This is a genomic window from Nocardioides xinjiangensis (genome assembly GCF_017916455.1).
Classification (GTDB): domain Bacteria; phylum Actinomycetota; class Actinomycetes; order Propionibacteriales; family Nocardioidaceae; genus Nocardioides; species Nocardioides xinjiangensis.
The window spans coordinates 1125573-1147897 of record NZ_JAFMSY010000001.1 but is presented as its reverse complement, the minus strand read 5'-3'; the positions used below and the strand labels follow the sequence as shown (position 1 = coordinate 1147897).

At 70.8% G+C, this 22325-nt stretch carries 21 protein-coding genes; 12 read left to right on the top strand and 9 right to left on the bottom strand.

Going from position 1 to position 22325, the window contains the following annotated elements; all coding sequences use genetic code 11:
- Positions 1–272: 272 nt before the first annotated feature.
- The 3 genes from J3P38_RS05440 to J3P38_RS05430 all read left to right on the top strand — a co-directional run bounded on the left by J3P38_RS05440 (position 273) and on the right by J3P38_RS05430 (position 2117).
- Positions 273–632 carry a LysM peptidoglycan-binding domain-containing protein gene (locus J3P38_RS05440; protein WP_210502910.1) on the top strand — a complete coding sequence of 120 codons (360 nt, stop codon included), beginning with the start codon at positions 273–275 and terminating at the stop codon, positions 630–632.
- A 205-nt stretch (positions 633–837) separates the two neighbouring features.
- Positions 838–1341: a hypothetical protein gene (locus J3P38_RS05435; protein WP_210502909.1), complete on the top strand. Its 504-nt coding sequence runs from the start codon at positions 838–840 to the stop codon at positions 1339–1341.
- A 185-nt stretch (positions 1342–1526) separates the two neighbouring features.
- Entirely contained in the window at positions 1527–2117 is a 591-nt protein-coding gene (locus J3P38_RS05430) for a hypothetical protein (RefSeq protein WP_210502908.1), read from the top strand.
- Positions 2118–2201: 84 nt separating this feature from the next.
- Here the strand turns inward: J3P38_RS05430 and J3P38_RS05425 are convergent, their stop codons facing one another.
- Positions 2202–2534 carry a hypothetical protein gene (locus tag J3P38_RS05425; protein ID WP_210502907.1) on the bottom strand — a complete coding sequence of 111 codons (333 nt, stop codon included), beginning with the start codon at positions 2532–2534 and terminating at the stop codon, positions 2202–2204.
- A gap of 345 nt (positions 2535–2879) precedes the next feature.
- On the opposite strand from J3P38_RS05425, the gene nrdR reads away from it, so the two are divergent.
- A complete protein-coding gene (nrdR, locus tag J3P38_RS05420; protein WP_210502906.1) occupies positions 2880–3365 on the top strand; it encodes a transcriptional regulator NrdR in 486 nt (161 codons plus the stop codon).
- Between the two features lie 136 nt (positions 3366–3501).
- Positions 3502–6426: a vitamin B12-dependent ribonucleotide reductase gene (locus tag J3P38_RS05415; RefSeq protein ID WP_210438816.1), complete on the top strand. Its 2925-nt coding sequence runs from the start codon at positions 3502–3504 to the stop codon at positions 6424–6426.
- Positions 6427–6688: 262 nt separating this feature from the next.
- Here J3P38_RS05415 and J3P38_RS05410 read toward each other — a convergent pair whose 3' ends face one another.
- The 3 genes from J3P38_RS05410 to J3P38_RS05400 form a co-directional block, all read right to left on the bottom strand.
- Positions 6689–9580 carry a DUF3427 domain-containing protein gene (locus tag J3P38_RS05410; RefSeq protein ID WP_210502905.1) on the bottom strand — a complete coding sequence of 964 codons (2892 nt, stop codon included), beginning with the start codon at positions 9578–9580 and terminating at the stop codon, positions 6689–6691.
- Complete coding sequence (locus J3P38_RS05405; RefSeq protein WP_210502904.1) at positions 9577–9987, bottom strand: (deoxy)nucleoside triphosphate pyrophosphohydrolase; 411 nt, start codon at positions 9985–9987, stop codon at positions 9577–9579. Before J3P38_RS05405 ends, J3P38_RS05410 begins: the two co-directional genes overlap by 4 nt.
- An 80-nt stretch (positions 9988–10067) precedes the next feature.
- Positions 10068–10472 carry a hypothetical protein gene (locus J3P38_RS05400; RefSeq protein ID WP_210502903.1) on the bottom strand — a complete coding sequence of 135 codons (405 nt, stop codon included), beginning with the start codon at positions 10470–10472 and terminating at the stop codon, positions 10068–10070.
- A 157-nt stretch (positions 10473–10629) separates the two neighbouring features.
- Between J3P38_RS05400 and J3P38_RS05395 the strand changes: the two genes are divergently transcribed.
- From J3P38_RS05395 to J3P38_RS05385, 3 genes are all read left to right on the top strand, one after another.
- Complete coding sequence (locus J3P38_RS05395; RefSeq protein WP_210502902.1) at positions 10630–12516, top strand: BTAD domain-containing putative transcriptional regulator; 1887 nt, start codon at positions 10630–10632, stop codon at positions 12514–12516.
- Between the two features lie 9 nt (positions 12517–12525).
- Positions 12526–13929: an FAD-dependent oxidoreductase gene (locus J3P38_RS05390; RefSeq protein WP_210438798.1), complete on the top strand. Its 1404-nt coding sequence runs from the start codon at positions 12526–12528 to the stop codon at positions 13927–13929.
- Between the two features lie 90 nt (positions 13930–14019).
- Positions 14020–15387 (top strand): FAD-binding oxidoreductase, encoded by a 1368-nt coding sequence (locus J3P38_RS05385; protein WP_210438797.1) that lies wholly within the window; start codon positions 14020–14022, stop codon positions 15385–15387.
- A gap of 81 nt (positions 15388–15468) precedes the next feature.
- Here J3P38_RS05385 and J3P38_RS05380 read toward each other — a convergent pair whose 3' ends face one another.
- Entirely contained in the window at positions 15469–16119 is a 651-nt protein-coding gene (locus J3P38_RS05380) for a nucleoside/nucleotide kinase family protein (protein ID WP_210502901.1), read from the bottom strand.
- Positions 16120–16329: 210 nt separating this feature from the next.
- Here J3P38_RS05380 and J3P38_RS05375 point away from each other — a divergent pair, with 210 nt between their 5' ends.
- The 4 genes from J3P38_RS05375 to J3P38_RS05360 all read left to right on the top strand — a co-directional run bounded on the left by J3P38_RS05375 (position 16330) and on the right by J3P38_RS05360 (position 18846).
- A complete protein-coding gene (locus tag J3P38_RS05375) occupies positions 16330–16569 on the top strand; it encodes an SAV_915 family protein (protein WP_210502900.1) in 240 nt (79 codons plus the stop codon).
- Entirely contained in the window at positions 16562–16852 is a 291-nt protein-coding gene (locus J3P38_RS05370; protein ID WP_210502899.1) for a hypothetical protein, read from the top strand. Before J3P38_RS05375 ends, J3P38_RS05370 begins: the two co-directional genes overlap by 8 nt.
- Complete coding sequence (locus J3P38_RS05365; RefSeq protein WP_210502898.1) at positions 16842–18014, top strand: hypothetical protein; 1173 nt, start codon at positions 16842–16844, stop codon at positions 18012–18014. The genes J3P38_RS05370 and J3P38_RS05365 overlap by 11 nt, the downstream gene beginning before the upstream one ends.
- A 61-nt stretch (positions 18015–18075) precedes the next feature.
- Positions 18076–18846, top strand: coding sequence for a hypothetical protein (locus J3P38_RS05360; protein WP_210502897.1), 771 nt, complete (start codon positions 18076–18078; stop codon positions 18844–18846).
- A 16-nt stretch (positions 18847–18862) separates the two neighbouring features.
- Here J3P38_RS05360 and J3P38_RS05355 read toward each other — a convergent pair whose 3' ends face one another.
- From J3P38_RS05355 to J3P38_RS05340, 4 genes are all read right to left on the bottom strand, one after another.
- The gene (locus J3P38_RS05355; protein WP_210438791.1) at positions 18863–19696 is read right to left on the bottom strand and encodes an alpha/beta hydrolase; all 834 of its coding nucleotides are present in this window, start codon (positions 19694–19696) and stop codon (positions 18863–18865) included.
- A 31-nt stretch (positions 19697–19727) separates the two neighbouring features.
- Positions 19728–20117 (bottom strand): DUF2237 family protein, encoded by a 390-nt coding sequence (locus tag J3P38_RS05350; protein ID WP_210438790.1) that lies wholly within the window; start codon positions 20115–20117, stop codon positions 19728–19730.
- Positions 20118–20315: 198 nt separating this feature from the next.
- A complete protein-coding gene (locus J3P38_RS05345; RefSeq protein ID WP_210438783.1) occupies positions 20316–20861 on the bottom strand; it encodes a TasA family protein in 546 nt (181 codons plus the stop codon).
- Between the two features lie 227 nt (positions 20862–21088).
- Positions 21089–22288, bottom strand: coding sequence for a sensor histidine kinase (locus tag J3P38_RS05340; protein ID WP_210438789.1), 1200 nt, complete (start codon positions 22286–22288; stop codon positions 21089–21091).
- Positions 22289–22325: the final 37 nt, after the last annotated feature.

The window sequence follows — 22325 nt, the reverse complement described above, 5'->3', positions numbered from 1 at the left end:
GGGAGGGGATCAAACACCTGTTCGAACTCCGCGTGTCGCGGTCGGCACCAGTGCGGAGCGGGCGCGTGCCGAGGCTTGTGTGCAGAGACGCGTGGCGGGTGGCGAACACTCGTTCGATCTGGTGCTTGCGTTGTTCGAACACGTGCTCTAACGTCGTACACACGTTCGATCGAACGTCTGCTCGACGCCGGTGGCGAGAAGCCGCTGTCGGTGGCTCCGACTAGACATTCGCTCGACAGACACCCACGGCTGATCTTCCCCAGGAGGCCACCATGAGCACCCTCAGCCTTTCCCCCGCTTTCCGGACCCCGGTCACCCCGGCCCGCGCCCGCTCGACGGTGCGCCTGACCCGCCGTGGCCGACTGGTCGTCTTCCTGACCTCGCTGTTCCTGGTCCTCGGCGTGGCGTTCATGCTCGCCGGTGGTGCCGTCGGCACCGACGAGGCCGGGCAGCCCGCCCCGACCGAGATCGTCCAGGTCGCGCCCGGTGACACCCTGTGGGGGATCGCGAGCGAGATCGCGACCGACGGCGACGTCCGCTCCGTGATGAATGAGATCGAGCGGCTCAACGCCCTCGAGTCCGCCGGCCTCTCGGCCGGCCAGAAGCTCCGCGTCCCGGTCGCCACCGACTGATGCGCGAGGCCTCCACCAGCCGCTTCGACCCCGGCTGGTGGACCAAGGGGAAGGCGAGGGGCGGGCCTGCGGGCCCGCCCCTCGGCGCATTTCGGGACGTCGTCCACAACTGGGGTTGCGAGGGTGGTTGACCGGCCACCGCGGTGGGTAGTTTCGTGGTGCAGGCGTTGTTCTCGGGAGGCACGACATGCACGTACGCCGCGCATTGGCGCTCATCCTCACGGTCCCGCCGCTGCTCGCCGGGTGCTCGGGCGGCGAACCGACGACGGAGCCGACTCCCAAGATCGCGGAACCGTCGAGCTCGGCGTCTACCCCGACTCCGGTCGAGACCGAGACGCCTGAGGCGGAGAATCCGGAGGACTTCATCCGGCGCTGGGTCAAGGCCGGCGACGAGATGCAGGTGACGGGGGAGACCGCGGAGTACGACGCGATGACTCCCGAATGCACGCCGTGTCAGGACTTCGTCGAGAACGTGGCCCAGGTCTACGACGGAGGAGGTAGCGCAGAGTTCGCGGGGTCGCGAGTCGTGCGGATCAAGCCTGTGGGTAGCGATCCGCCGACGTATGACGTCACAAAGGATCTGCCGCAAACGGTCATTAACCAGGGCGACGGCGGGACTCGCACGCTGCCCGGGGGCCGGACAACTATCCGCGTGACGCTCGGCAGGGCCGGTCGGCGATGGGTCGTGACCCACTTTGGGATTCTGTGATGTTTGGTCGTCTAGCCCGCGCGCTCGCGGCTGGATTGGCCACGTCGTCACTGTGGGCGGTGCCCGACCCGGCCGAAGCAGCGTCAACGTGCATCGCGGTCGGGTGGGAGCAAGCCGACGCTGACTGTCAATGGACCTACGCGGACTACTCCTCTAGCGCGAACTCCGGCGACGGACACACGTGGGTGGTCACCATCCAGTGCGGCAACGGCGGCATCTGCGTCGAGCATGTCGAGTGCACCGAGGGTGGCGAAGAGGGCTACGTGCACGACGTGTACATGGACGGCACGGACGTGGGAGATGTCTGCGTGCCGGCGCGCGAGGTCGACCAGGTCAACATCGTCCAGCTGATCCTGCGCGAGTTCAGACGGTACGGCTGGCCGGCATCGAGGCTCGTGGTCCAGCCCGCGGGCGGCAGGACCCTCGTGAACTTCGAGACGAACTTCTACACACCCGACCACCGCCCGGTCGACCACAGCGTCACCCTGGCCGGCCAGCGAGTCGAGATCCGTGCCCACCCGGTCGAGTACACCTACGTCTTCGGCGACGGCACGACCGAGCGCACCTCGAGCCCCGGGGCGCCGCACCCCGACCTCGACGTCACCCACGAGTACCTGCGGACCGGGGCGGTGGCGGTGCGCGTCGACACGACGTACGCCGGCGAGTACAGGATCGGCGGCGGCGAGTGGATCTCCATCCCGGACACCCTGACGGTGGTGGGCGCGTCCCAGAGCCTCGAGGTCGTCGAGGCCCTGCCGCAGCTCGTCCTGCCGTAGCTCGGCGCAGGGGACGCGCGAGGACGCCGCCCCGACCGGGACGGTGGAGGATCCGAGCCACCAGGTGGCTCGGATCTTCCACGGTCAGCGAGCCGCGCGCTTCCCGCCCACCGGCCGGGGCGCCTCGTCCGCGGGCTCCGGCGGCGAGGTGATCCCCAGCGCCCGCATCAGCCGCGCGACCAGCAGCAGCCCGGTGAAGAGGCAGGCGATCGCGCCGAGGCAGGCCAGGGCCATGAACATCCACGCCGACGAGCTGCCCCCGCGCGCCGCCGTACCGAAGTCGATGGCGGCGTAGACGAGGTAGCCCCAGGCCACCACGCAGAGGGTGATGGCGGCGCCGAGGACGAGCGCCGCCCTGTTCAGTGTCCGAGGCGGACGGGCGCCCTTGCGCGACCCTGCTCGCTTCCCTGTGGACACCCGCTCATTGTGTCGGATGTGGCCTGAGTGAGGGCCGCAACGACGCCGGAGAGACGCGCGACACGCCGCCTCGTCGCCCGCCGCAGAGCCACTGACCTGCGGTTTTGCCGGCACCGGCAAATTGATCCACCGAGGTACGGCATTCGCTTGCCAAGTCTCGTGGCCGGGGCGTACGGTTACCACTACATCTAGTAGTTACACCGCTGTAGTTATCCACATCTGGTGCACAGGCTGGGGATGTCACCGCACAGGTCCAGACTAGATGTCCACAGGAAGATCCACAGGCGCCGACCCGTTATGCAGGGTGAGTGAGGCGCGCCCGAAAGCCGCGAGAGGAGGGCCACCGTGCACTGCCCGTACTGCAAGAACGAGGACACCAAGGTCCTCGACTCCCGCGTCGCCGACGACGGTGGCTCGATCCGCCGCCGCCGCACCTGCGCCCAGTGCGACCGCCGGTTCACGACGGTCGAGAAGATGCAGCTGACGGTGCTCAAGCGCTCGGGTGCGACGGAGCCGTTCAACCGCGACAAGGCGATCGCCGGCGTCCGCAAGGCCTGCAAGGGCCGCCCGGTCACCGACGCCCAGCTCGCCTGCCTCGGCCAGGAGGTGGAGGACGCCCTGCGCCTGAGCGGCCAGGCCGAGTTCGACGCCAACGAGGTCGGCCTCGCGATCCTGGCTCCGCTGCGGGCCCTCGACGAGGTGGCGTACCTCCGCTTCGCCTCGGTCTACCGCGCGTTCGAGTCCGCCGACGACTTCGACGCCGAGATCAAGATGCTGCGGCTCGAGCGAGCCGCCGACGATCAGCCCGCGCCGGCCGCGCAGACGGGCTGACCCCCAGACGGCCCGGCAGGTAGTGGGGAAGCTGCCTGCCGGGCCCACCAACTCCGAACACCCCCGAGAAGAGCTCCGCGGACGCGGTCCGCAGAAGTCAGCACCACCCACCCACCAGGTTCGACGAGGAGAACCCATGACCGAGACGGTGAGCACCCGCGCCAAGGGAGCGGCGAAGGGCAAGGGCCTGAAGCTGGAGCGCGTCTTCAGCACCGCAGGCACCCACCCCTACGACGCCATCACGTGGGAGCGTCGCGACGTCGTCCAGCAGAACTGGAAGACCGGCGAGACCGTCTTCGAGCAGCGCGGCGTGGAGTTCCCCGACTTCTGGTCGGTCAACGCCTCGACGATCGTCACGACCAAGTACTTCCGCGGCGCCGTCGGCACCGACGCCCGCGAGTGGAGCCTCAAGCAGCTCATCGACCGGGTCGTGAAGACGTACACCAAGGCCGGCATCGACCACGGCTACTTCGCCACCGACGCCGACGCCGAGATCTTCGAGCACGAGCTGACCTGGCTGCTGGTCAACCAGTACTTCTCCTTCAACTCGCCGGTGTGGTTCAACGTCGGCACCCCGTCGCCGCAGCAGGTCTCGGCCTGCTTCATCCTCAGCGTCGACGACTCGATGGACTCGATCCTCAACTGGTACAAGGAGGAGGGCTTCATCTTCAAGGGCGGCTCCGGCGCCGGCCTCAACCTCTCCCGCATCCGCTCCTCCAAGGAGCTGCTCTCCTCGGGCGGGACCGCCTCGGGTCCCGTCTCCTTCATGCGCGGCGCCGACGCGTCCGCGGGCACCATCAAGTCGGGCGGCGCCACGCGTCGTGCCGCCAAGATGGTCGTCCTCGACGTCGACCACCCCGACATCGAGGAGTTCGTGATGACGAAGGCGCGTGAGGAGGACAAGATCCGCGCGCTGCGCGACGCCGGCTTCGACATGGACCTCGGCGGCGCCGACATCACCTCCGTGCAGTACCAGAACGCCAACAACTCCGTCCGCGTCAGCGACGAGTTCATGCGCGCGGTCGAGGACGGCACTGAGTTCGGCCTGCGCTCGCGCGGCACCGGCGAGGTCATCGAGACCGTCGACGCCCGCGACCTGTTCCGCAAGATCAGCCAGGCCGCGTGGGAGTGCGCCGACCCGGGCCTGCAGTACGACGACACCATCAACGACTGGCACACCAACCCCGAGACCGGCCGCATCACCGCGTCCAACCCGTGCTCGGAGTACATGTCGCTCGACAACTCCTCGTGCAACCTCGCGTCGCTCAACCTGCTGAAGTTCCTCAAGGACGACGACACCTTCGACGCGGCGCTGTTCGCCAAGGCCGTCGAGTTCATCATCACCGCGATGGACATCTCCATCTGCTTCGCCGACTTCCCGACCGAGGCGATCGGCCAGACCACCGTCGACTACCGCCAGCTCGGCATCGGCTACGCCAACCTCGGCGCCCTGCTGATGGCCATGGGCCTCGGCTACGACTCCGAGGGCGGCCGCTCGATGGCCGCCGCGATCACCTCGCTCATGACCGGTACGTCGTACAAGCGCAGCGCCGAGCTCGCCGGCATCGTCGGCCCGTACGCCGGCTACGCCCGCAACGCCGACGCCCACAAGCGCGTGATGCGCAAGCACCAGGCGGCCAACGACGTCGTCCGCGTGCTGCACACCGAGGACGGCCGCGTGCACAAGCTCGCGACGCAGGCCTGGGCCGACGTCATCAAGCTGGGCGAGAAGAATGGCTTCCGCAACGCGCAGGCCTCCGTGCTCGCGCCGACCGGCACCATCGGCTTCATGATGGACTGCGACACCACCGGCATCGAGCCCGACTTCTCCCTGGTGAAGTTCAAGAAGCTCGTCGGCGGCGGCTCCATGCAGATCGTCAACCAGACGATTCCGCGGGCCCTGAAGAAGCTGGGCTACCAGGAGGAGCAGATCGAGGCGATCGTCGCCTACATCGCCGAGCACGGCCACGTGGTCGACGCCCCGGGCCTGCGGACCGAGCACTACGAGGTCTTCGACACCGCGATGGGCGCCCGCTCGCTCAAGCCGATGGGTCACGTGCGGATGATGGCGGCCGCGCAGCCGTTCCTGTCCGGCGCGATCTCCAAGACGGTCAACCTGCCCGAGACGGCCACGGTCGAGGAGATCGAGGACGTCTACATGCAGTCCTGGAAGCTCGGCCTCAAGGCCACCGCGGTCTACCGCGACAACTGCAAGGTCGGCCAGCCCCTCGCCGATGGCGGCGGCAAGGCCAAGAAGGACGCCGCCGACAAGGCCGCCTCCGACGCCTCCGCCGCGGCCGAGGTCGTCGAGAAGGTCGTGGAGAAGGTCGTCTACGCCCCGGTCCGCAAGCGCCTGCCGAAGTCGCGCGTCTCCCGCACGACGTCGTTCACCGTCGGCGGTGCCGAGGGCTACATGACCTCCGGCGCCCACGACGACGGCCAGCTCGGCGAGGTCTTCCTCAAGCTCGGCAAGCAGGGCTCGACCCTCGCCGGCGTGATGGACGCCTTCTCGATCGCGGTGTCGATCGGCCTGCAGTACGGCGTCCCGCTGGAGACCTACGTCTCGAAGTTCACCAACCTGCGCTTCGAGCCCGCCGGCCTCACCGACGACCCCGACGTGCGGATGGCGCAGTCGATCATGGACTACATCTTCCGCCGCCTCGCCCTGGACTACCTGTCCTTCGAGGAGCGGTCGATGCTCGGCATCTACTCGGCCGAGGAGCGCCAGCGCCACCTCGAAACCGGCTCCTACGAGCCGCTCGTGGAGGAGACCGGCTCGGCCGCCGAGCTCGTCGAGCCCGCGTCGTCGTCCTCCTCGTCGTCCTCCACGGACGTCGTCGAGGCCGAGGAGGTCGAGACCAAGGACACCCACGGCAACGAGGCCCGCGAGGTCCCGGCCCAGGTCACCACCGGCCAGGCCAAGACCACGGCCGAGCTCTTCGAGCAGCTCACCGGCACCGCCGTCGACTCCCCGCTCTGCATGACCTGCGGCACGAAGATGCGGCCGGCTGGCTCCTGCTACGTCTGCGAGGGCTGCGGGAGCACCAGCGGGTGCAGCTGATCAACTAGGTAGCACGAAGGCCCCTGACCTCGCCTGAGGTCAGGGGCCTTCTGCTTCTGCAGGGGTCCTAATGGACGTCGCCTGGTGCCTAGGCGACAGAGATGTGACATTCGCGTTCTCGCCGAGGTTCAGCCCATGGACACGCTCACCCGTGCGTCCAACGGACGCGTAATCGTCGCCTCGATGCGTCAGAGGCAACGCCTTCAGACGTTCCAACCGGGGCGATGCATGGAGGGGAAGAAGGTTTTGAGGCTACCGATCACTAGACCTTGGCCGACAGCGGGTGGAAGTAGTCGAAGAGCCCCTGCTTAATCGGCTCGCCGAACTTCAGGGTCATGGCGACGACGGGCAGGCCATCGCCCGCCATCCGCGTTTCGACCGCTTCAGCGACCTTGGCCTTGCCGAGGTAGTAGTGATCGCTGCCCTCGGCGTCGTCCTTTTTCACGAAGACGTGGATGTCGACGCGATGGTCAACGAACTGCTTGACGTCCTTGCTCTCGAGAGTGCGGTTGCTCTTCGAGAACCAGCGCATCGTCGAAGGATCGAGGAGGGCGTCTTCGTAGGCTGTGCTTGCAGCCACGGTCTCGTCTTTATGCAGGGTCGTGAAAGCCGTACACAGACCGAGGGCCTCGTCTGACTTATAGCCATAGATTGTCGAGGCGGTGCTCCTACTCCAGCCCACCAGGCGTGCCGCGTCTCGGCGGGAGTACTGCATTCCAGGCGTGAACAGGCTGTCACGCAGATACCGGCTCTGCGTGAGCGCCTTGCCTGTATTGATCAGGTCAGCGACGGCGGCTCTAAGGGCAGTTGAACTCGTTATCGAGTCGATGAAGGCGGTCGTCAGTGCAATGAGATCGTCGGCCTCTTCAGCGATCCCCACCGAGTACCGCTTCTGGTCGCCCAGCGAGTACCCGCGAAGCGCGAGAGTGTCGACCGCCGCACGAATGGAGGCATGGTCTGAGGAAATCCCGGCCTCTTCGAATGCGCGAGAGATTTCCTCGTGCGATGCAATCCTCCGCTCGAGCAGGAGCTCCAACAAGATGAATTCGCTCAGGCGCTTCGCTGGTAACACTTCATGCGAGAGGAGTTCGAGTGCTCGGTCGCCGGCATCATCCAAAACCGGACCCTGGCGCAACAGGGTGCGCGCGAGGTGGGGATAGTGAGCCTTCTTGGTGGCGAGCAGGATGGGGTCGACGGATTCGAAGCGGTAGAAGTCCCAGAGAGTCGGGATACCTCCTACACGATTCTTCATTGCAAGCAAGGCCGTCTTGAGGTTGGCCATGCTGTCGAGAGTGGTCTCTGCGATCGACCGGAGCACGCGCTCGCGCGCAACCTCCTCGAAGCTGACGCTCGAGAGACCTGGAAGGGCGCCCGCCTCAATCGTTGCGTTCAGCCTCTCGCGCAGCGACTCTCGGTTGAGTGACTCGTCGCCGAAGAGAGCGATGGGTACGAGGAAGTTGGTGGCGTAATTGCCAATGAAGTCGATGACCACCAGATGGTCCTTGTTGTCAGCCAAACGGAGGCCACGTCCAAGCTGCTGAACAAAGACGATCGCGGACTGGGTCTGACGAAGCATTACCACCTGGTTGACCGTGGGGATGTCCACACCTTCGTTGAAGACATCGACCGTCAGGATGTAGTCGAGCTCGCCTGCCTCAAGCTCGTGGACACGCTGCTCTCGCGCAGCTACCGAGTCGTCGCCCGTCAGCGCCACGGTCCGCAGAGCCTTGCCGCGCAACGTGCTGCGGTTCAGCTCAGCTGAGAGCGCGTTCGCCTCGTCCTTGCGGCTGCAGAAAATCAGTCCCCGGGGTGCGACTCCGGCCTGTCCGTACTGGTCGAGAGCTGATAGTAGGTGTTCAACCCGCTCCGCGGTGATGAGGAGTTTGAGCTCCGTTTCCTCCGTGGTCGTGGTGCCATCGCTGTACGTCACGTCGGCGACCCCGTAGTAGTGGAACGGGCACAGCATCCCTGCCTCAAGTGCGTGATGCAGGCGGATTTCGTAAGGGACGTTGTAGTGGAACAACTCATAGACGTTGAACCCGTCGGTGCGCTCGGGGGTCGCGGTCATGCCGAGGAGGAACTTCGGAGTGAGGTGTGCGACGACCCGTTGGTAGGTTGCCGAGCCGGCGCGGTGTGCCTCATCGATGATGACAAGGTCGAAGGCGTCCGGAGCGACGGTCGACAACACGTCCATTCTGGAGAGAGTCTGAACTGTCGCGAACACGTAGCGGCGATCGGTCTGCTTCAACGAGCCGGTGAGCTTCCCGTAGTCGTCAGCAGATCCGCCCAGCACCTTTCGGTACTCGCTAATCGTCTTGTCGAGGATTTGCTCGCGATGGACGACGAAGAGCAGTCGCTCAGGCGCGATCTGTCGTACGTCGAGTGCGGAAAGGATTGTCTTTCCGGTGCCGGTTGCGGACACGATGATGGCGCGCTCTGCGCCCTGGCTCCGCACAAGGTCGAGAGCCAAGAGGGCGTCCCGTTGCATGGCGTTCGGCTGGATCTCGGAGGTGTCGTTGTGGAGCCCGACCGCGGTCGATGAAGCTAGCCGCGGCGTTGGGGCCAGATAGGTCGCGGCGTAGGAGTCGATCCACTCCTGGGTGAGCGGTTCGGAGGCGGAGCTCTGCTCATCGAGGACGCGACGGATCTGACTCGCGAGGTCGCCCTCGCGCGCAGCTGAAACGCGCAAATTCCACTCGTGGTTCGTTGAGAGTGCGGCACTCGTCAGGTTCGAACTACCAATGATCGCCGTGACGCTTCGATCGTGCTCAAACACGTAGCCCTTGGCGTGGAAACCTTTGGCTGGGTGGCGACGCACGTCGATACCCTTGAGCTCATTGAGCTTGAGCAGCTCGGCGAATGCCTGCGGCTGATTGAACCCAAGGAAGTCCGAGGTGACGATCGTGCCGCTGCCCTCGAAGTCGTGAAGGTGCTGCTTCAGCTGCGCTATGGCTCCAGGCGTGATGAAGGCGACTGAGAACGTGAAGGCGTTGCAGAGTGCAAGCTCCTGGACGAGCGCATGCTCCACCGTGCTTCCGGCGTCATTCATGACGAGCCGGGGGTTGTAGTGGCGCGGCCCCTCGGACGCTGAGTGGACGTAGCCAAAGTCAATGTCGAGCGCGAACTGCGTCGACCAGTCAATCTGGGCGTTCACCCCACGGTGGCCTTCACCAGTGCAACAGCCGGAACGTCAGCCGGCGCCCACTCCAGGGAGTCGAGCTCTGCAGGGAGGAGCCAGCGCACCGCTGTGTGTTCCGCGAGGGTCGGCTCGCCGTCGACGAGGGCGCAGAAGAAGGTCGTCAGCGTTATCTCGGCAAAGTCGTACGCGTGGGTCGTCGTAGTGATCTCGTCACCCACTTGAACGATGCAGTCCAACTCCTCGGCGATCTCGCGCTCAAGCGCATCGCGTGCCGACTCTCCGGCCTCGACCTTTCCGCCGGGGAACTCCCAGAACCCGGCGAGAGCGCCGCTTCCGCCACGCTGAGCGGCCATCACGCGGCCATCTCGCACGATCACTGCGCCGACTACTGCAATCTGTCGCAACCCCGCTGCTCCACTCATTTGTTCGGAAGCTTAAGCCCGAAGTGTGACTCGGGTTGGTGTTACCGAGATGCGCGAGGGATCCAATCCATCGATTCGTGTCACACCTGCAGCCGGGTGAGCGCCGCACTCAGGCCGACGGTGCCAGGTGCTGTAGGTAAGGACGGCGCCCGTGGCCGGGCGCGGAAGCCGAACGGCACGTCGGGCGAGTGGGGCACGTCGACGCTCCGCCACGGCAGCACCGAGACGTACGTCGTCGCGCCGACCTGCGCCTGCGCGCTCGCGGGGTGCGGATCCGGGGCCGAGGTCATCGGCAGCCGACTGGCGACGGCCGCCCAACGACGTCGCGGAGCCGCCAACGACTGCGAGCGGTGGACGGCGAAGCCGGCGAGGCTCGTCGATTCGTTGACCTCGGTGAGCAGCCAGACGTCGCAGTCCTGCTCCGCCAGCAGGGCCGCGTGGTCGTCGGACCAGCGGCCGTCGAGGTTCCAGGTCCCGATGCGCACGCCCGCATCCTGTCGGACGCGCCTCGACCGAGCACGCCGAGGTCCGCCGGCACGTCCACCGGCCGCGCCCCCGGCCCGGCGCGCGCGTGCCCAAAATCGGGGCAGCCCCCGGCTCGGGACGGCCGTACCCTCGAAAGATTCGAGGCGAGGGAACGGGGTGGACGGGCAGCCGCAGCTCAACCTGCACGTGCTCGGCGAGCTCACGGCCACGCGCGACGGCGCGGTCGTGGACCTCGGCGGGCGCCGTCAGCGCGCCGTGCTGGCGGGGCTCGTCATCCACCGAGACCAGGTCGTGCCGGCCGACCGGCTGGTCGAGTGCGTGTGGGGCGAGCAGCCGCCCGCCAACGCCCCCGGTGCGCTGCAGGCGTACGTCAGCCACCTGCGCCGGCGGCTCGAGCCCGACGCGACCGCCCGGCAGCGCGAGGGCGTCATCGCCCGCGCCGGGCCCGGCTACGTGCTGCGGCTCCCGCCCGACGCCGTGGATGCGTGGACCTTCGAGGCGGCCGTCGAGTCAGCCGCGGGCGAGTCGCCCGTGGAGGCAGCGTGCACGCTCGACACCGCGCTGAAGGCCTGGCGCGGGCCGGCGTACGCCGACTACGCGGGCGAGGCGTGGGTGGAGGCGGAGTGCGCCCGGCTCACGGAGCTGCGCGCGGTCGCCCGGGAACGCCTCCTCGCGGCGAGGCTCGAGCTCGGCGAGGCGCAGCTCGTCATCGGCGACCTCGAGGCGCTCGTCAAGGAGGACCCGCTGCGCGAGGAGCGCTGGCGGCTGCTCACCCTCGCGCTCTACCGGGCGCACCGCCAAGCCGCGGCGCTCGAGGCACTCAGAAGAGCAAGGACGGTCCTTGCCGACGAGCTGGGCGTCGACCCCGGTCCCGCCCTGCGCGCGCTCGAGGCGGAGGTGCTGGCCCAGTCGCCCGACCTCGACGGCCCGCCGGCCGCCAGGGCCGCGGACGCGACCGCGCTGGTCCCGCGACCCCGCACGCCCGACGGGATCGTCGACCGCGACCACGAGCTGACCCTCCTGAGGGAGAGGCTCGAGGACCTGGCCGACGGGACCTCCGGGTGCGTGCTCGTCGAGGGGCCCGCAGGCATCGGCAAGACCCGTCTGCTCGACGAGCTGCGCCGGCTCGCGGTCGCCGCCGGCGTGTGGGTGCGGTCGGCACGGAGCAGCGCGCTGGAGCAGGACTTCGAGTGGGGAGTGGTCCGGCAGCTGTTCGGCGCCGGCGTGGACGACGTCCTGGGTCGCGCGGAGCGCTTCGCCGTGCTCCGCGGGCTGTGCGAGCTGACGACCCGCCTCGCCGAGCAGGCCCCGTTCGTGCTCTGCGTCGACGACGTCCAGCGGTGCGACGAGGCGTCGCTGCAGTTCCTCGCCTACCTTGTCCCGCGCCTGGAGGAGCTGCCCGTGCTGATCGTCCTCACGATGCGCACCGGCGAGCCGCAGCACGCCGACGACCTCGTCGAGCTCGTCGCCGACGAGACGGTCACCGTCGTACGCCCCGCGCCGCTCACCGAGCAGGGCACCGCCGCGCTGGTGGCCGACCGCCTGGGGCGCGGCGCCGACGCGTTCGTCGCGACCTGCCACCGGATGACCTCGGGCAACCCGCTGCTCCTGCGCCAGCTGCTGCGCGCCCTCGCCGACCAGGGCGTCCCGCCGGACGCGGCTCACGTCGACACCGTCCGGGCCGTCGGGTCGCGGGCGATCACCTCGCTCGTCACCCTCCGCCTGCGGCGCATGCCGGAAAGGGTCTCGATCGTCGCGCACGCCGTCGCCGTGCTCGGGCCGACGGCCGACCTGCGGAGCGTCGCCGACCTCGCGCGGCGCCCGGAGGAGGAGGTCGCGGCCGCGCTCGACGTCCTGGCGCGCGGCGAGATCCTGCGCGACGGGCAGCCCGGGCAGCCGCTCGACTTCGTCAACCCGCTCGTGCGCGACGCCATCCACGCCGACATCCCGCCGGGCGAGCGCGCGCTGCTCCACGCGCGGATGGAGCGCCGGCTCAAGTCATCCTCAAGTCGCCCCGCTCACGCTGGGGTGCCGACCCCGTGAGGTGCTGACGTGCCAGAGACCATGCCCGAGTCGACGCCGCTCCCCGCCGCGGGCACCGCGGACGCTGCGGCGCTCCGCGGGCTGGCCGGCGGCGCCGTCCACCTGCCCGGCGACCCGCTCTACGACGAGGCGCGGATGCCGTGGAACCTCCAGGTCGACGAGCACCCGGCCGCGGTCGCCTACCCGGCCGACCCGCACGAGGTCGCGCGGATCGTCCGGGCGGCCGCGGAGTCCGGCCTCAAGGTCGCGCCGCAGGGCACCGGCCACGGCGCCCCGCCGCTCGCGGGCCGGCTGGGCGACGCGGTGCTGCTGCGCACCTCGGCGATGACCGGGCTGCGCGTCGACGCCGCCACGCGCACGGCGCGCGCCGAGGCGGGCGTGCTGTGGGGCGACGTCGTGGCCCGGGCGGCGCGCGTGGGCCTGGCCGGGATGCACATGTCGAGCCCGGGCGTCGGCGTCGTCGGCTCCTCGCTCGGTGGCGGGGTCAGCTGGTACTCCCGCCAGCACGGGCTGCAGTGCAGCGCCATCACGGCCGTCGAGGTGGTGCTCGCCGACGGCACCTTCGTCCGCGCCACCGACGACCAGGACCCCGAGCTGCTGTGGGCGGCGCGGGGCGGCACCGGAGGGTTCGGGGTCGTCACCGCGCTCGAGTTCGACCTGCTGCCGGTGCGGACGGCGTACGCCGGGATGCTGGCGTGGGACTGGCGGCACACGCGGCGCGTGCTCACCGCCTGGGGCGAGTGGACGGCCGACGCACCCGAGTCGGTGACGAGCGTGGCGCGGATCTTCCAGGTGCCCGACGTCGCGTCGCTGCCGGGGCAGCTGCGCGGGCGGAAGATGGTGATGATCGACGCCGTGGCCCTCGGCGACGCCGAGGCGGGTGCGCGCTCCATCGCACCACTGCGTGCCCTGCGCCCCGAGATCGACACGTTCGCGCAGATGCCGGCCGCCGACATCGCCCACCTGCAGCTCGACCCCCAGGAGCCCACGGCCGTCTACGCCAACAGCGTGCTCGTCCACGGCTTCCCCGCGGACGCGGTGGACGCGCTCGTCGCGGCGGCCGGCCCGGGCTCGGGCAGCAACCTGCTCTTCGTGGAGCTGCGGCAGCTGGCCGGTGCGCTGGCGCGGCCCGCGCCCCGCGGTGGCGCCCTCGACCACCTGCCCGCCGCGTTCCTGGTGCTCGGCGTCGGGCTCGACGTGGGCACCGGGTGGGGCGCGGTGCGCGCGGACGCGATGCGGATCCTGGACTCGCTGGCGCCGTGGTCGTCGCGGGCGTCGTACCTGTCGATGGCCTACGAGGCCGCGGCCCGCCGCGGGTTCGCGGCAGCGGCCTACGAGCGACTCGTGCGGATCCGACGGACGGTCGACCCCGACGGCGTGTTCGTGGCGCCCCAGGCCGCCGCAGGCAGCTGATCCGCGACCGGGCTCAAGTCGCGTTCAAGCGGGCCGCAAGTGCCCGGGCGCACCGTCGTGACGTCAACGACGACTTCACACGGAGGAAGCATGACCATCGCACAGACCAGCACCGCGGCCGTACCGTTCGCCGAGCTGGACGCCCTCACGATCGGCACCGTCGCGGTGCCCGGCGACAGGACGTACGACGCCCTCGTCTCGCCGTGGAACTTCGCCGTCCCGGTCCGGCCCGCCGCCGTCCTGGCGGCGCACGACGCCCAGGACGTCGTCGAGGCCGTGCAGTTCGCGGCCCGCCACGGCATCCGCGTGACGCCGCAGGCCACCGGCCACGGCCCGATGGCCGACCTGACCACCGAGCTGCTCGTCACCACCAAGGGGCTCGACGAGGTGGTCGTCCACCCCGAGGAGGGCTGGGCCCGCGCCGGCGCCGGTGTGAAGTGGCTGGCGGTCGTGGAGGCCGCCGCGCCGTACGGTCTGGCGCCGCTGTCGGGCTCGATCACCGACGTGGGCATCGTCGGCTACACCACCGGCGGTGGGCTCGGGCCGATGGCCCGCACCTACGGCCTGGCCATCGACAAGGTGCGCGCCATCGAGGTCGTCACCGGCGACGGCGTGCTGCGGAGGGCCACGCCGACCGAGCACCCCGAGCTCTTCTTCGCCCTGCGCGGCGCGAAGGGGATGCTCGGCATCGTCACGGCCATCGAGTTCGACCTGGTGCAGCAGCCCCGGTTCTACGGTGGATCGCTGTGGTTCGACGGCGCGGACGCGTCCGCGGTCATCGCCGCCTGGCGCTCCTGGTCGGCGGAGCTGCCCGAGGAGGGCACGACGTCCTTCGCGCTCTTCCAGCTGCCCGACATGGACGGCGTGCCGCCGATGCTCGCCGGCCGCCTGAGCCTGTCGGTGCGCTTCGTCTGGACGGGCTCCGCCGAGGACGGGGAGCGCTGGTTCGCCGCGATGCGGGCCGCTGCTCCGGCGATCCTCGACGACGTGTCCGAGAGGCCCTACACCGCGATCGACTCGGTCCACACCGACCCGCTCGACCCGACTCCCGCCCACGAGGCCGGCGGCGTGCTCGCCGACTTCCCCGCGGAGGCGGCCGACGCGCTGCTCGCGCTCACCGGACCGGGAGTGGGCTCCCCGCAGGTGCTGGTGGAGGTACGCCAGCTCGGCGGCGCCTTCGCCCGCCCCGGCGAGCACCCGAGCGCCTTCGCCTCGCGCGACGCGGCGTACTCGCTGCTGGTCGTCGGCATCTCGGAGGTCCCGGGCGTGGAGGACCACGCGCGGGCGATCCTCGACGCGATGGCGCCGTGGACCGGCGCGCACCGGCTGCCGAACTTCACGTTCACGCCGGAGGAGTACGTCGACGCCTACGACGAGGTCACCCTCGCCCGGCTGCGGCGGGCGCGGCGGACCTACGACCCCGAGGGCGTGCTCAGGATCGGCGGCGTGCTGGGCTGAGCCCCGCCTCGGCTCGTGGCCCCCGGTCGCGGGGGCCACGAGTCGTTCGGGTCGTCGTGCGCCGGCAGGCGGGATGTCCGGTCAGGCCAGCGCGCCCAGGCCCGGCGACACCACGACGTCGGCCGCGTCCCGCGTCGCTGACACCAGCCGGGCGTTCGGCTCGTCGACGGCCTCCACCCACGCCCGGGCGCCGGCCGGTGACTTCCCGAACTGCTCGTGCCGCCGGACCAGGCGCGAGCGGCGCACGCCGTCGTCGACCTCGACGAACCACGCCTCGGCCAGCAGCGGGCGCACGCGCTCCCAGCCGCCGTCGGGCAGCAGCAGGTAGTTGCCCTCGGTGACCACGAGCCGCACCGACGGCTCGATCGCGATCGCGGCGGCGACGGGCTGCTCGAGGTCCCGCTCGAAGCCGGGGACGTACAGCGTCCGGTCGGGGAAGTCGTGCAACCGCGCGAGCGAGGCGACGTAGCCGTCGACGTCGAAGGTGTCCGGCGCACCCTTGCGCTCGCGGCGGCCGAGCCGGTCGAGCTGGACGTCGGCGAGGTGGAAGCCATCCATCGGCAGGTGGCCCAGGGTGTCCTCGCCGAGGCGAGCGGCCAACGAGGCGAGCAGCAGCGAGGTCAGTGTCGACTGTCCCGCGCCGGGCGGACCGACGATCCCCAGCACCACCCGCCCCGGCCGGTCCAGCAGGCGCGCGGCGCGGTCGACGAGCGGGAGGAGGGGCGACGACACGGCTTGCCTCGGCGAGCTCAGGACGACGCCGGCAGCATGATCGTGCCGAGCGGCGGGCGGGAGACGGTCTTGAGCACGAGATCCTCCGAGATCGGCGTTGCAGCAGGCTAGCCAGAGGCGGTGGTCGTCCACAGCCCGCACCGCCCGGGTTTGCCGATCGACGTGGTGGGAACATTCCGCCTCATGGGACAGCCCACCCTTCCACCGGTCGTGTACGCACCGACGATCGACCTCGACGGCGCGACCCGGATCCGGATGCACGAGATGCGCGACGGCCGCACCGCACTGTTCGTCTACTCCGCCATCGACCGGCTCGAGGAGCAGTACGGCGACGACGCCCGCTGGGTCCTCCTGGGGGTCGACGACCTGCAGCACGCGTTCGAGCAGGTGCCCTACGACCTGCTCTTCCTCGACCGCGAGCTGCACCCGGAGGGGGCCCGCGGTGAGTGAGGTCCGTGTCCCACCAGCCACCCTCGGCGCGATCCGGGGTCACCTCGACGCGGCGGCGGCAGACGTCGAGGAGACCGCCGGGTCCGCGCCCACGAGCGTCGACGGCGGCGACATGACGCCGCTGCTGACCGCGATGCTCTCGAAGCTGGTCGACAGCGCGGCCTCGATGTCGGAGGGCCTGAGCGTCACCAGCTCGCAGGTGGGCGCGACCGACGCCGACTTCTGGGCGAGCGACGCCGACGTCGCGTCCACGTTCGCGGGCGGAGGTCCCCGTGTCGATTGACACCGAGATCACCGGCTCGCCGGCGTCCATCCGCGCCGGCGCCGACTGGGTCGGCGACACCCTGCGCCCCGCCATCCGGGCCGGCGTGGACGCGTTCGCCGACTCCCGCACCGGGGCCGGCGGTGACTGGCGCGGTGAGGCCGGCGCGGCGTTCGAGGGGGCGATGGGACGGGCCGTCCGGGTCGCGGAGGACCTGCGTGAGGGCGCCACCAGCGTGTGCACCGCCTTCCGCGAGTACGCCGGGTCGCTGGAGGGCTGCCAGCAGCGGATGGAGGGCATCCGGGCCGATGCCCGCGGCGCCGGGCTCACGGTGTCGGGCTTCGTCATCCAGTCGCCGGGCGCAGGACCGGCCCGTCCCGGCGAGCCGCCGGTCGACGCGTCGCCGGGGCAGGTCGACGCCCACAACGCCGACGTGGCGGCGTACGACGCCCACCAGGACAGGATCCGCGCCTACAACGAGCTCGTCACCCGCGCCGAGGAGGTGTGGTCCGACATCGAGCGCGCGTGGGAGCGCGTGTCCGCAGCCAATCGGGCGATGGACGCGCCGACGTGGGCGTTCAACCTCACCTCCGTCGCGGGCGGCCTCGCCGGCGCCCTGACGGAGGTCCAGGCCAGCGCGCTGCGCGGCAACGCGCAGTACTTCGCCGACCTCTCCGCCGACTACCTCGACCGGCTGCGCAACACCGGCCGGGTGTCCAACGCCGCGCAGTTCTACGACGACCTCGACCACTGGCGCAGCACCGCTGCCGGCGCCGCCGACGACCTGGCGCGAGCCTCCCGGCTGGCCAACGCGGCCCGCTTCGCTCCCGTCGCGCTCGGTGGCGTCCTCGCGGTCGGCGGCATCTTCTACGACATGCACGGCCCCAACCAGGAGAGTGCCGAGCAGGCCGTCACCTCCAACCTCGGAGGCTTCGCCGCGTCCGTGGGCACCGGCGCGCTCGTCGGCACGGCGATCGGCGGACCGGTCGGCACCGTCGTGGGCACCGTCGTGGGTGCCGGCGTCGGCATCTTCACCTCCGGCATGATCGACGAGCTCTGGGAGAACGGCGGAGACGTCGGCGACGCCGTCCTCGCCGGCGTCGACGCGGTGGTCGAGACCGGCGAGGCCATCGCGGACGTCGGCGGCGCGATCGTCGACGGCATCGGCGGACTGTTCGACTGACGACGACGATGAGCCTGATGCGCCGGAGGGTGCCCGAGGCGCCGGATGAGAGGGTGCTGCCGTGACGACGACGACGGAGGTGCGGCCCGCCGGCATGCGGATTCTCAGCTGGTTCGGCATCGTCGTGCTGCTCGGCCTCGGGGTGCCGCTGACCGGCATGGGACTGCTCGGCCTGCACACCACGTTGGGCCGGGGCTTCCTGTGCGCCGGGCTGGTCCTCCTCGTGGCGGCCGTCGGCGGAGTGGCCCGCGAGGTGGTCGAGCTCCAGGTGCGGCGCGACCCGCCCCGCGCCCGGCTGGCGACCCTCGACGGGGAGGGCGCCCTCCACCTGCCCCGGGCCACCGGACCGACCCTGGTGTCGTCGGGGCTGCTGGCCGGCCTGGCCGCCGTCGCCGCCCTCGGTGCCGTCTTCGCCGCACTGGACGAGGGCTGGCTCTGGACGATCGCGCTCGGTCTGGTCGCGGCGTGGCTCGGCTGGAGCAGCGCGATCCACCTCGGGGGCCGCTTCGCCGGGGGCCTCTGGCTGACGCCGACCCGGTTGCGCCACGAGGACCGCGGTGTCGCGGTCGAGGTGCCGTGGGACGACGTCACGGGGGTCGTGCCGCAGCAGCCGATGCCCGTGCTGGTGCGGCCGGACCGCACCCCGACCACGACCCGCACGGGGCCGCGGGGCCGCGCCTGGAAGCCGGTGACCGACAGCGGCACGCTGCGGGTCGACACCCGGTACCTGGCCGGCGGCAGCACCCTGGCGTCGTACGTCATCGCGAAGGCGGTCGCCGAGCCGGCCTCCCGCCCGGTGCTCGGCACGCGGGACAGCCTGCCGCCCGCCTGAGCCCCCGCGACGGCCGTCAGCGCACCTCGCGCGCCAGCCGCGCGACCGCGTCGGCCACCCGCGGACCGAACATCACCGGGTCGTTGTGGTCAGCGCCGCGGAGGACGACGCGCTCCACCAGCGAGCGGACGCCGTCGGCGACTCGGTCGCTGAGCTCGGTGGGTACGACGCCGTCACGGTCGCCGTAGACCACGGTGACGGGCACGTCGCTCGCGGCGAGCGGGTCGAGGACGGGGAACCGGTCGCGGAGCAGCGTGCGCACGGGGAGCCACGGGTAGTGGTGCGCGCCGACGTCGGCCAGCTCGGTGAACGGCGAGCGCAGCACGACTCCGGCCGGACGGTGCCGCTCCTGCAGCCCGGCGACGACGCCCGTGCCGAGGGACTCACCGAAGAAGATCGTGCGGTCGAGGGGATGGCCGAGGTCGGCGAGCGCCCGCACCGCCGCGTCGGCATCGGCAGCCAGGCCGTCCTCGGTGGGGCTCCCGGGGTTGCCGCCGTAGCCGCGGTAGTCCATCAGCAGCACGCCGAACCCGCGGTCGGCGAGCAGGCGGGCGAGGCCGGTCCGTCCGGCGCGGTTGCCGCCGTTGCCGGGAGCCATCAGCACCGCCATGCCGGTGTCGGTCGCGGCGTCGGCCGGCAGGTACCACGCGCCCAGCTCCAGGCCGTCGGCCGTCTCCAGCGTCACGTCGCGCGCCCCGGGCAGCACCTCGCCGGCCGGCGGTACGTCGCTCGTGTCGGGGAAGTAGATGAGCTGCCGCTGCAGGCCCCACACGGCCGCCAGCGCCAGCGCGAGGAGCACCACCACGACCACGAGCGCCACGACGAGCCTCCTGACGCCTGATCGGGCCACCGCCTCATGGTGGCACGCGACGACTCGAGGGTCAGTCCAGAGAGCTGAGGTCCGGCGGCACGTCGACGGCGTGCGTGCGCAGCACCTCGAGGGGTACGACGTCGAGGGCGCGCTCCGAGGTGGCCGCCAGCACGACGGGCGCCGCGACCCCGGCGTCGTACGCCTGGACCCAGCGGACGGCGACCACGCACCAGCGGTCGCCCGGCACGAGGCCCGGGAAGTGCCACTCGGGGCGCGGGGTGGACAGGTCGTTGCCCACCGACGCCTGGTGGGCGAGGAACTCCTCGGTCATCACCGCGCAGATCGCGTGCAGGCCGACGTCCTGCGGGCCGACCGTGCAGGTGCCGTCGCGGTGGAAGCCGGTCAGGGGGTCGGTGCCGCAGGGCTCCAGGTCGCCGCCGAGGACGTTGCGCTCCGTCATGAAGCGATCATCGCGCGAGCGGCCCGCGGATCGTCGTCGACCCGCGCGCCCGAGCCCGGTGCTGGATCGCGACGTCGGGCACGAGCGGTGGTGCAGACAGACAGAGGGGCGTCCCGCGGGGGACGGGACGCCCCTCACACCAGCTCGTCAGCGGACGAGGAACGCGTCGGGGGAGAGCGCTCGGTCGTCCGCCTCGACTCACTGGTTGTAGGTGGTGCCGTCGAGCTGGACGGAGTCCCACTGGTAGACGGCGTTGGCGCTCTTGCCCTGGTCGGCGTTGGGGGTGTCCTGGGCGAGCTTGACGGTGAAGGTGTAGGTGTGGGCGTCGCCGGCGGCGTAGGTGCCGAGGGCGGTCTTGGTGCCGTCGACGAGGCCGCCGAAGGTGCCGGTGTAGACGGTGGCGCCGGTGGTGGTGTCGGTGATGGCGAGGCTGAGGTTGGCGCCGGTGAAGGCGTTGGTGGAGGAGACCTCGGTGAGGGTGAAGGCGGCGGGAAGGGACCCGGTGTTGGTGAGGGTCAGGGTGCCGTTGAGGGTGTCGCCGGGCTTGAGGTTGGTGAGGTCGAAGACGGCCTTGCCGTCCTTGGAGTTGGTGTGCTTGAGGGTGCCGGAGGTGACGGCGGAGGCGGTGTTGCCGGTGGTGGAGGTGAAGGTGGCGCCGGAGCCCACGGCGATGGCGCCGGCGGCCGCGAGGGTGGCGAGGGGGATGAGGACCTTGCGGCGGGTGGCGGCGGCGGTGGTGGTCACGGGGTGCTCCTGGGGCGTGTGCGGGGATCGGTGGTTGATGAGAAGAACGCTACGGAGCGCTGCTCCACGCGCACGTCGCGCTGAGGCTGCTCGTGCGCCACGCGAACCGCACAGTTCGCTACGGTCGCGCACACCCCTGCACCGACCCCGGAAGGCCCCCGGTCGGAGGGTCCCGGTCGGGGGGGCCCGGTCGGAGGGCGCCGGTCGGCGAGCTCCGGCCGGCGAGCTCAGGCCGGCAGCTCGAACCAGACCGTCGTGCCCGGCCCGTCGCCGGCCTCCACGCCGACGTGGCCGCCGTGCGCCTCGATGATGCGCGCGGTCGTCGCCAGCCCGATCCCGTGTCCCTCGGCCTCCGAGCCGCCCCGCACGAACAAACCGAAGACGTCGTCCACGCGGTCGGCGGGGATCCCGATGCCGTTGTCGCTGACCCGCACCCGCACGCGGTCCGCCGACCGCTCCGCCGACACGCACACGCGTGGGGCGACGCCCGGGCGAGCGAACTTCACGGCGTTGCCGAGCAGGTTGAGCGCGACCGAGTAGACGAGGTCGGGGTCGCACGGCACGACCGGCAGCTCGCCGAGCTCCACCACCGCACCACGCTCCGCGACGAGCCGGCCGATGTCGGCGCGCGCGCGGTGGAACACCTCGCGCAACGACGTCGGGCGCACCGACAGGCGCCCGCCCTCCTGGCCGTACGCCAGCACCTGGCCGATGAGGTCGTTCATCCGGCGGCCGCTGAGGAGGATGTCGTCCACCACCACGCGGAGGTCGTCGTCGGCCTGCACGACCGGCTCGCCCGCGAGCAGCTCGGCGTTGGCCAGGATGCCGGTGAGCGGCGTGCGCAGGTCGTGGCTGACCTGCTGGGCGAAGTTGCTGAGGTCACGGTTGGAGCGCCGGAGCTCGTCGCGCACGGCGGTCAGCTCGCCGAGGGACGCCTCCAGCTGGCGGGTGCGCAGCCGCAGCTCCAGGACGTCCATCACGCGGTCCGCCAGGACCACCAGCGTCTCCTGCTGCCGCTGGTCGAGCTCGCGGGGCTGGTGGTCGAACACGCAGAGCCGACCCACGGGCACGCCGTCGGGAGCGACGAGGGGTGCGGAGGCGTAGAAGCGGAACCGGTCCAGCACGCCGGTAACGAACGGGTTCGACGAGAACCGGTCGTCCACGGTGGCGTCCGGCACGACCACCGGGCCGGGATCGGTGGCCACGACCGCGCACATGGAGTCCTCACGGGCGCAGACCGACGGCCCGATGCCGGACGTCGCGATCATGTGCTGCTCGGTGCTCGTGAGCAGGTTGATGGCGGCCATCGGCGCGCCGGCGACCTGCGCCGCCAGGTCCACCAGGGCCTGCAGGTCGGCACTCGGCGGCGCGTGCAGGACGTCGTACTGCTCGACCTTGTCCTGGCTCAGGCGCTCGACGTCGTCCAAGCCTCGTCCTCTCGCGGTGCGGTGCGGTGCGACGAGC

Coding starts and splice junctions, on each gene's coding strand:
- J3P38_RS05350 (WP_210438790.1), bottom strand. CDS start 20,117: ATGACGGAGCGCAACGTCCTCGGCGGCGACCTGGAGCCCTGCGGCACC.
- J3P38_RS05440 (WP_210502910.1), top strand. CDS start 273: ATGAGCACCCTCAGCCTTTCCCCCGCTTTCCGGACCCCGGTCACCCCG.
- J3P38_RS05415 (WP_210438816.1), top strand. CDS start 3,502: ATGACCGAGACGGTGAGCACCCGCGCCAAGGGAGCGGCGAAGGGCAAG.
- J3P38_RS05405 (WP_210502904.1), bottom strand. CDS start 9,987: ATGAGTGGAGCAGCGGGGTTGCGACAGATTGCAGTAGTCGGCGCAGTG.
- J3P38_RS05385 (WP_210438797.1), top strand. CDS start 14,020: ATGACCATCGCACAGACCAGCACCGCGGCCGTACCGTTCGCCGAGCTG.